General features: G+C 71.7%; 7 protein-coding genes. All 7 read right to left on the bottom strand.

Annotated features, from left to right (window positions below; genetic code table 11):
• Window positions 1-45 precede the first annotated feature (45 nt).
• Window positions 46-393 (bottom strand): tetratricopeptide repeat protein, encoded by a 348-nt coding sequence (locus ACFXAZ_RS28160; RefSeq protein WP_384596884.1) that lies wholly within the window; start codon window positions 391-393, stop codon window positions 46-48.
• Window positions 394-551: 158 nt separating this feature from the next.
• Window positions 552-1,034, bottom strand: a complete 483-nt coding sequence (locus ACFXAZ_RS28155; RefSeq protein ID WP_384596882.1) for a MarR family transcriptional regulator — start codon at window positions 1,032-1,034, stop codon at window positions 552-554.
• Window positions 1,031-1,585: a MarR family winged helix-turn-helix transcriptional regulator gene (locus tag ACFXAZ_RS28150; protein WP_384596880.1), complete on the bottom strand. Its 555-nt coding sequence runs from the start codon at window positions 1,583-1,585 to the stop codon at window positions 1,031-1,033. Before ACFXAZ_RS28150 ends, ACFXAZ_RS28155 begins: the two co-directional genes overlap by 4 nt.
• A 140-nt stretch (window positions 1,586-1,725) precedes the next feature.
• On the bottom strand, window positions 1,726-4,728 hold the full coding sequence (locus ACFXAZ_RS28145) for a glycoside hydrolase family 2 TIM barrel-domain containing protein (RefSeq protein ID WP_384596894.1): 3,003 nt from the start codon (window positions 4,726-4,728) through the stop codon (window positions 1,726-1,728).
• 65 nt (window positions 4,729-4,793) lie between these two features.
• Window positions 4,794-7,562: an alpha-mannosidase gene (locus tag ACFXAZ_RS28140; RefSeq protein WP_384596878.1), complete on the bottom strand. Its 2,769-nt coding sequence runs from the start codon at window positions 7,560-7,562 to the stop codon at window positions 4,794-4,796.
• Window positions 7,563-7,597: 35 nt separating this feature from the next.
• On the bottom strand, window positions 7,598-8,404 hold the full coding sequence (locus tag ACFXAZ_RS28135; protein ID WP_384596892.1) for a carbohydrate ABC transporter permease: 807 nt from the start codon (window positions 8,402-8,404) through the stop codon (window positions 7,598-7,600).
• 47 nt (window positions 8,405-8,451) lie between these two features.
• Window positions 8,452-9,375 (bottom strand): carbohydrate ABC transporter permease, encoded by a 924-nt coding sequence (locus ACFXAZ_RS28130; RefSeq protein WP_384596890.1) that lies wholly within the window; start codon window positions 9,373-9,375, stop codon window positions 8,452-8,454.
• Window positions 9,376-9,381: the final 6 nt, after the last annotated feature.

Genomic DNA, 9,381 nt, shown 5'->3' with positions numbered 1-9,381 from the left:
GAGATCCTGACCCGCCGCCCTTCCCGCGCTCTGCTCGCCGCCGCCTCAGAGTTCCGCGAAGTCACCGGCGAGGGCGGAGGCCAGCCGCAGGTGAGGCTCGGCCTCCGTGTGCTTGCCCTGCCGTTCGAGCGTGCGGCCCAGCAGCAGCCGGGCGTAGTGCTCGACCGGGTCGCGCTCGACGATGATCCGCAGCTCCCGCTCGGCCCGGCGCAGCTGGGCGGAGTGGTAGTAGGCACGCGCCAGCAGCAGCCGGGGCCCGGTCTGCTCGGGCACCTCCTCGACCAGCCCGTCGAGCACCCGCGCCGCGGCGGCGTAGTCCTTGGCGTCGAAGAACATCCCCGCGCGCTCCCAGCGCTCCGCCGGCGTTCCGTGGTCGTAGTACGTGGTCTCCACTGGAGTACCTCCTTCGCTGGGTCACAACGAAGACAGTGTCGTTGAATATTCCACTACTCGTGAGGGCCGCTCGGGGGCTGCTCCGGACCTGCTGCGGACCTGCCGCGGATCTGCCGCGGATCTGCCGCGGACCTGCTCCGGGCCTGCTGTGGAGCGGCTCACCGACCCTCGCGGAGCGCGGCCAGCTCGGCGTTCGCCCGCTCGGTGATGAGGGTCAGCACCCGGCCCGCCACCGCGAGATCGTCCGCCGGGATACCGGCGTAGATCCGCGCGGAGATCGGCCGGGTCTCGGCGCCGGAGGTCTCGTGCAGCGCCCGCCCGGCGTCGGTGGCCCGCACCCCGGAACCGTCGGCGGCGACCAGCCCGGCGGCCACCAGCGCGTCGATGGTGTCATCGACCTCCGCCTCCGGCGTCTTGAGCGAGCCGGTGACCTGCCGGATCAGCTCGGCACGCTCGACCGTCCCGTCGGCGAGGGCGACCGGACGCAGCGTCATCAGTTGCAGAAACGTGGCCCCGTGCCGCGCCAGCACGGTTTCGAGCACGGCCCGCCCGGCGTAGTGGGCGACGCCGATGACACTCGGGTTGAGGACGGGGGCGGAGGTCGCGGGGGTCGCGGAGGTCTGGGATGCCTGGCTGGTCATGACTGCTCCTGCTGCTTCTCGTCGTGATGGGACTCGGAAGGGGCGGGGGAGATGCCGGGAGAGCTGTCGGGGGAGGCGTCCGGGGGGACGTCCGGGGAGACATCGAGCGGTGTGTCGAGCAGCACGCCCAGATCCCGTACGAAGTCCCGCGTGCGGGCGCTGTCGAGCCCGCCGAGGGGTTCGAACAACTGGCGCAGCAGCCCTTGGACGACATCGATGGCCTGCCGGGTGGTCGCGTGCCCCCGATCGGTGAGCGCCAGTTGCACGGCGCGCGGGTCCTTGGGGTCGCGGGTGCGCTCCAGGAGCCCGGCGGACTCCAGGGCGCGGGCCAGCTTCGACACGTAGAGCGGTTCGAGTCCGGTGTGGTCGGCGAGCCGGCGCTGACTGGGCCGCAGACCGGAGCGCTGCATGCCGTACAGCGAGGCCACCAGCGCGTACTGGGCGTGGGTCAGCCCCAGCGGAGCGACCGCGCGGTCGACCGCGACCCGGTACTTCATCGACAGCCGCCAGACCAGGAAGCCGGGCGTGGGGCGAGGGGACGTCGGACTCATGAAAAGTACAGTACATGGCGACTATGTACATGGCTACTATTTTTGCTCCAGTGCACAACGCCCCCACCCGCGGTGAAGCGGGCAGGGGCGTCGGTGTGCACGGAGCCGGCGCACGCGCCCGCCCCCACCCGATCACGCCCTCACGCGAGCGCCCTGCCCCCCTCCGCTATCCGGAGCCTGATCGTGCGCGCCTGGGGGCGCAGCGCGAACTCCGGCCACACGTCGGGGCCGCAGGCGCGGGAGCCGAGGCCGTGCTGGGCCGCGTCGATGATCAGGTGACTGGTCGTCGAGCCGGGCAGCTCGAACGGGTGCCGGGCCGCGGCGATCTGCTGCGGGGTGTGACGGCTGAGGGTGAAGCCGGGGCGCCGGCCCTGGGTGTCGGGCAGAGCGGTGATGCGCACCACCGGCTCCGCGCCGCTGGTCAGCGTCAGCCGGCGCAGCCCGGAGCGGTGCCCGGTCTCCTGGGGGCGTGCGTAGCCCACGGAGAGGTCGCCGACGGCCGACGCGAAGGATCCGGTGCGGGCCGCGCGGAGACTGTCCGGGTAGGACTCGAACGGGCCGAGGCCGAACCACTCGGCGCCGTCGACGGGAGCCGTGCCGTCCGGCCCGTCGGGCAGTCCGAACCGGACACCTATCCTGGGCCACACGGTCCGCCAGCCGCTCGACGGCCCGATCTCCACCCGGAGTTCGAGTTCGCCGTCCTCGACCGACCAGACCGTCTCGACCGTCACCGACAGCGCGGAGTGCGCGGCGGACACCTTGTCGACGGTGCGCAGCGCGTCCGTCGCGTGCTCCACCGTGACCCGCCGTACGGTGAGCCGGTCCAGGCCGGCCCGCCGCCACAGGTCGGCGGCGGACACCCCGGCGACGCTGTCGTCGCTGCCCTCCAGGTTGTCCCCTCCCGGCCCCTCGTCATTGTCGGTCGGGGCGCGGAACAGCTCCAGGGCCGGTCCGGTCACCGCGCGCCCGGCGAGCCGGGTCAGCGATCCGCCGGTGAACTCGGCGGAGCCGAGCCTCAGCGTGCCGTCACCGGGCCGCCAGCCGGTGCGGGTGCGGACCCGCGGGACGGGACGCGCGAGCGAGTGGTCGCGCTGGGCGGTGGCGATCACATGCCCCCGCGCCGCCCAGACGCTGTCCGCCGCCAGCACGGCGTCGAGGGTGAACCAGGTCTCCGCGTCCGGGGAGACCGTGACCCGGGGCAGCGTCACCCAGCCCGACTCACCGGCCGGGACGACGGGCACGTCCAGCTCGCCGGAGTCCACGGGCACGCCGTCATGCTCGACCCGCCAGCGGAACCGCAGGTCCGAGGTGTCGGCCGAGTGCCGCAGATTGGTGACCGCGACCTTCTCGCCGTCGAAGACGAACCGCACCGGCTGCACGACCGCCTTGTACTCGTACAGGCTCGGCGTGGGCACGTCGTCGCTCAGCAGCATGCCGTCCATGACGAAGCTGCCGTCGTGCACGACCTCACCGAAATCGCCGCCGTAGGCGTGGTACGGCGTTCCGTCCGGGGCCGTCGCCAGGATGCCGTGGTCGCGCCACTCCCAGACGAAGCCGCCGTGCAGCCGCGGATACCGGTGCACGAGAGCCTCGTACTGGTCGAACGCGCCCGGCCCGTTGCCCATCGCGTGGGCGTACTCGCACAGCAGGAACGGCTTGCCGCGCTGGCGGGCGCTCTGCGCGGGCGTGCAGTCGAGCAGCGTGGCGGACGGGTCGTCGGTGCCGATCCGCTCGGTCTCCGGGACCGTCGGATACATGCGCGAGTAGACATCCGTGTACTCGCCGGTGTGGTCGCCCTCGTAGTGCACGGGCCGTTCGGCGTCGCGGGCGTGCACCCAGGCCGACATCGCGGCGAGGTTGGTGCCGGTGCCCGCCTCGTTGCCGAGCGACCAGATGACGACGCTGGGGTGGTTCTTGTCCCGCTCGACGGTCCGCTGGATGCGGTCGAGGTAGGCCGCGCGCCACGCCGGGTCGTCGCTGGGGTTGCCGACCCAGCCGACATGGTCGAAGCCGTGCGCCTCCAGGTCGCACTCCAGGACCACCCAGAAGCCGAGTTCGTCGGCGAGATCGAGGAGCCGCGGGTGCGGCGGGTAGTGGCTGGTGCGGATCGCGTTCACATTGAACCGCTTCATCCGGGCGAGATCCTCGCGGGCGTGCCGCTCGTCGAAGACCCGGCCCCGCTCGGGGTGCGCCTCGTGCCGGTTGACCCCGTGGAAGACGACGCGGCGGCCGTTGACCAGGAACTGGTCGCCGCGGATCTCGACCGTGCGGAAACCGACCCGCAGCGCGATGCTCTCCGAGGCCGAGGACACCGTGGCCGCGTACAGCCGGGGCCGCTCCGCCGACCAGGGCTCCACACCGGCCACGTCCAGCGGCGCCACCTCGGCCGGGGTGGCCCAGACCCGCTCGACGCCCAGCTCGGGGATGCGCAGGGTGACGGGGAAGGCAGCCGCCTCGGCGGTCACCTCCGGGTCGACATGGCCCTGTCCGTCGGCGTAGCCGGTCCTGAGCCAGACGTCCTCGATGCCCCCGGCCGGGCGGGCCAGCAGGGTGACATCACGGAAGATGCCGGGCAGCCACCACTGGTCCTGGTCCTCGATGTAGCTGGCCGCGGACCACTGGTGCACCCGTACCGCGACCACGTTGTCACCCGGCCGGATCGCGTCCGTGACGTCGAACTCGTGGGCGAGCCGGCTGCCGGAGGCGCTGCCGATCTCCACGCCGTTGACCCACACCTTGAACAGCGACTCGACCCCGTCGAACCGCAGGACGACCCGCTCGGCCTCCGGCCAGCCCTCGGGCAGCGCGAAGTGGCGGCGGTAGTCGCCCGTGGGGTTCTCGTCCGGGACGTGCGGCGGGTCGATCGGGAACGGGTACTGGATGTTCGTGTAGATGGGCCGGCCGTACGCTCCGTCCCCCTCCAGCACCCAGTGCGAGGGCACCGCGAGGGTGTCCCAGCCGTCGTCGGCGAAGTCCGGGGCGGCGAAGTCCACCGCCGCCGTCGCCGTGGGGGACAGTCGGAACCGCCAGGGCCCGTCCAGGGAGAGGGAAGCGGCGTCGGAGTGCAGCCACGAACGGGCCGGGCGCAGTGCGCCGCGCCCCGGTGCCGGGTCCGAAACATATGCGGAGAGCTCGGAGAGCAAGAGGTCCGTCTTTCTTCGTGGGGGCTCGGTGGTCGTCGCGCGTGCCGTGGCGGGGGTGGGGCCCGTCACGGTCGGTCCGTACGGTCCGCGGGGCGCTGCCTCAGCACGACCGTGCGGATCTCCCAGGGGGCGAGGGCGAGTTCGAGAACGCCCTCGGCCGATGTGCCGGACAGGGGCCGGCCGAGCAGGTCGACGGTGGTGGCCTCGGTGAACGCGCCGGTCACGCGGGCGGTCGAGCCGGTGTCGTTCATCGCGGCCAGCCGGATCTCGACACCCGTGTCCGCGTCGCCGGGGACCCGGCGGATGCTGGACACGAACACTCCCTCGCCGTCGACCCGTACGCCGCTCTCGTCGGGCGGCAGCGTCCCCGAGGCCGGTGCCGTGCCACGCGTGACGAGCACGTCGTTTCGGAACTCCTCCGCGAGGGCGACCGCGTCCGCGCCCCGCCAGCCGGCCGCCGAGGGCAGCACGGCGAGCCGGTTCTCGATGCGCATGCCGAGATCCTGGGCGCCCGGTGCGGGGATCTCGCTCGCCGCGGGCTCGTCGCGCAGGGGGTGGATGTTGACGCTGATCGAGCCGATCGCGCGCAGCAGGGTGATGGCGAGGGCGGTGCCGTCGTCGACGAGTTCGTACTCGCTGGAGTGGTCGAGCAGGACGGTGGCCGGTCCGGCCGACACGAAGGTGCTCGCGGGGAAGGTCGGCAGCGGGTACTCGCCCCAGCCGCCCTCGGCGGTCAGTCCGCGCTCGGTGACGGCGAACTGGCCGGCGGACGCGGACGCGGTCACGGGCGCGGGCAGCGGCACATGGAAGCGCAGCCGGTGGTCGGCGGACCGGTTGAGGAAGGCGGTGGAGATCCGCACGAACGGCTCGCCCGTGCGCAGTTCCACCAGCGTCTCCACCGGCGTCCGCACCGTGGTCCCGCCGCGCACGTCCCGGTCGGCGGCGAGCGCGTCGGGCCACTCGTACTCGCGGGTGACCCGCAGCCGGGACCGCAGCGGCCCGTTCTCGACGCGTTCGACGGTGACCCGGGCCGGCTCCGTCACCAGGACGTCCCCGGCGGGCGGCGCGTAGTTGTAGCTGTCGCCGCGGTCGCCGCCGTCGACGAGGCGGCCCACGCCCGCCAGGACGGTGCCGTCCGCGCCGGTCACGACGAGGGTGCCGTCACCGGCGACCACGACATCGACCAGGCCGTTCGACAGCCCGGCCGCGGACGGCGGCACGGTGGCGGTGGCCGGCGTGAGCCGGGGCGCCGGGGCGGAGTCCGCGCCGGCCGCCGAGACCCGGACGGCGGTGAGCCCTCCGGCGGGCACCTCGACCGGGACCAGCGCGGTCGCCCGTGCCTCGGCCAGCGTCCGCACCTGCCACTCACCCGGGTGCGCGGCGGCGGCCTCGGCGACCTCGCGGCGCAGGATCAGCAGGTCGAACGGTCCGCCGGCCGGCACCTCGGCGAGATGGAACACCAGCGAGCCCGGGGTGAGTTCGTAGCGGTCGATCAGCAGTCCGAACAGCTCCCGGCGGTGGATGCGGCGCAGCACCCGCTCCAGCTGCGAGGCGTCCATGCGCTCGTCGCTCAGGACGGTCGGGTCCTCGGAGATCAGCTGCACGGGGTGCGTGGACCCGTCGGCACCGGTGGCGACGAGCACGGTCCCCTCCGGCGGGGCGGCGACATCCACCTCGACCAGCGCGGTGCGCGCCGACGGCAGCGGGTTGGCCACCAGGTAGGCGTCGCTGGGCACCCGGGCGGCGGGTTCGGCGAGCGCGGCGTCCCGTACCGCACGGGCGGTCTGCGCGGCCTCGGCGAGGCGGGCCGCGACCTGGTCGCAGGTCTCGTCGGTGCCGGAGCCGACCACGGAGTCGTGCGCGGTCGACTCGATGATCTTGTGCCAGGCGAGTTCCAGGAACGCCGAGTCGTCGCGCCGCGACCACAGCGCGTTCACCCGCTCGGCGTGGTCGACGGTCCGCTCGGCGAGGGCCATCCGCTGCTTGAGCCCGAGCCGTACGGAGAGCACGCCCGGCAGGATGTTGCCGCGCACATGGCTGCGCAGCTCACCGGTGACGACGGAGGTCACCTCGGCGCGGACATGCCCCCGGACGTACTCGTCGAGGGTCGCGACGGTGATCGGCAGCCCGGTGGCGGACGCCTTGCGCAGCCACGTCGTCAGCTGCGGGTCGGGCGCGTTGTGGTCGGTGCCCGCCATGGCGAGGACCGGGTCGCCGCCCCACCGCTCGGCGGTCATCCGCGCGTACTCGCCCAGGGCGCGGCCGATCTGGTCGGGCACCAGCAGGACGTCCAGGCCGTTGTCGTAGCCGTCGAAGAGGAACTCGGTGCGCACCTCGGAGCCGTCGGGGGCGCGCCAGCGGAAGGCGTGTCCCTCGACCGAGCCGGGCACTCCGCGCCACAGCGCCGCGTGTTCGAATCCGGCGCGGGCCAGGATCTGCGGCATCTGTGCGATGTGGCCGAACATGTCGGGCAGATAGCCGATGGACATCGAGCCGCCGAGGCGCTCCGCCGCCGCCCACCCCATCTGGAGGTTGCGCACGATGGTCTCGCCGGAGCACAGGAACTCGTCGAGCAGGATCAGCCACGGGCCGATGGCGAGCCGGCCCTCGCGGACCAGGGCGACGACCCGTTCACGGTTCTCCGGGCGCATCTCCAGATAGTCCTCCACCGCGGCCATCTGGCCGTCGACGGTGAACCGGAAGTCCGGATCGGCCTCGGCCGTCTCCAGGACGGTGTCGAGGGCGGTGACGAGCCGGTGCCGGAAGACCTGGAAGGGCTCGTACCACTCCCGGTCCCAGTGGAAGTGGGGCACGAAAACTGCGGAGTTGGGCATGGCGCTGCGGACCTTCTGTACGGGGTGGGGGGCGGTCACTTGAGGGAGCCGGCGGCGAGGCCGGATCGCCAGAACCGCTGGAGCACGATGAACAGGATGATCACGGGCACGATCGACACCAGTGAGCCGGCGATCACGGACTCCTGGAGGAGCGGGGTGCGGGCCGTCTGCCCGTTCCAGGTGAACAGACCGAGCGTGATCGGGAAGAGGGTCTCCTTCTGGAGCATCACCATCGGGAGGAAGAAGTTGTTCCAGATGCCGACGAACTGGAAGAGGAAGATGGTCACCAGCGCCGGGGACATCAGCTTGAACGACACCGAGAAGAACGTACGGAACTCTCCGGCACCGTCCAGCCGCGCGGACTCGATCAGCTCCTGCGGTACGGCGGCGTTCGCGAAGATCCTCGCGAGGTAGACGCCGAACGGGCTGACGATGCTGGGCAGGAACACCGCGAAGTAGGTGTTGACCAGCCCGACCTCGGAGAACAGCAGGAACAGCGGCAGCGCCAGCGCGGTGCTGGGGACCAGCACACCGCCGAGAATCACCGAGAACAGGAACTCCCGGCCACGGAAGCGGAACTTGGCGAGCGCGTAGCCGCACAGCGCCGAGATCAGGGTGCCCACGGCCGCGCCCAGCACCGCGTAGACCACGGTGTTGAGGATCCAGCGGGCGAAGATGCCGTCGTTGAAGGTGAACAGGGTGTGCAGGTTGTCGAAGAGCTGGAAGTTCGAGAACGTCAGGCCGTTGGTGGAGGCGAGGTCACCCTGCGGCTTGGTCGCCGCCACGATCAGGAAGTACAGCGGCAGCAGGAAGTAGATCGCCAGCACGAGCATCAGGGCCATGACGGCCGTACGGCTCACGGGGCTCTCTTGCACACGGGGTCGGTTGCTCACAGTCCCGCCCTCTTGGAGGTCAGTCGCATGAACCCGAAGCTCAAGACGAACGTGATGACGGCGACGACCACCGAAATGGCCGCGGCCTGCTGGTAGTTGTTCCCGACGGCCACGCTGTACGCCAGCATGTTCGGGGTGAACGTGCTGGAGATGTTCGACGAGATCTGACGCAGCACGGCGGGCTCGGAGTAGAGCTGCAACGTGCCGATGATCGAGAACACCGTGGTCATGACGATGGACGGCGCGATGATCGGGACCTTGATGCGCCAGGCGATGGCCCAGTTGCCGGCGCCGTCGAGCCGCGCGGCCTCGTACAGCTCCTGCGGGATGGACTGGAGCGCCGAGAACATGATCAGCATGTTGTAGCCGGTCCACAGCCAGGTCGACACGTTCGCCGCCGACCACAGCACGGCACCCGGGCCGAGGAAGTCGGGCTCCAGGCCGATGCCGTTCAACAGGTCCACGATCGGGCTGAGCTGCGGCGAGTAGAGGTACGACCACATGATCGCGGCGATGACACCGGGCACCGCGTACGGCATGAACGCGGCGGTGCGGAAGAAGCCCTTGAGCTTCAGCAGATGCGTGTCGAGCAGCAGCGCCATGATCAGCGCGAGGAACAGCATCACGGGCACCTGCACGATGCCGAACAGGCCGATGCGGCCGATGCTGGCCCAGAACTCATCGTTCTGGAACACCTCCACGTACTGCTCGAAACCGCCGAACGTCGTGTACGAGGTGCCGTACTGCCCGCCCGAGCGGCGTACCACCTGGAAGCTCTGCCACAGCGCGTAGCCGATGGGCACCAGGTAGAACAGGACGAACGGCAGGAAGAAGGGCGTGAGGAACGCGGCGATGGTGCCGGCCCGGGGGGCGCCGACGTCCAAACGCGGGCCGCCGCGGCCCCCGGGCGGGGGGGTCACCCCGGG

Origin of the sequence: Streptomyces sp. NPDC059477, assembly GCF_042749375.1 — a bacterium.
GTDB lineage: Bacteria > Actinomycetota > Actinomycetes > Streptomycetales > Streptomycetaceae > Streptomyces.
Note: the sequence above shows the minus strand (reverse complement) of the source record. Positions and strands in the feature narration are given on the sequence as shown.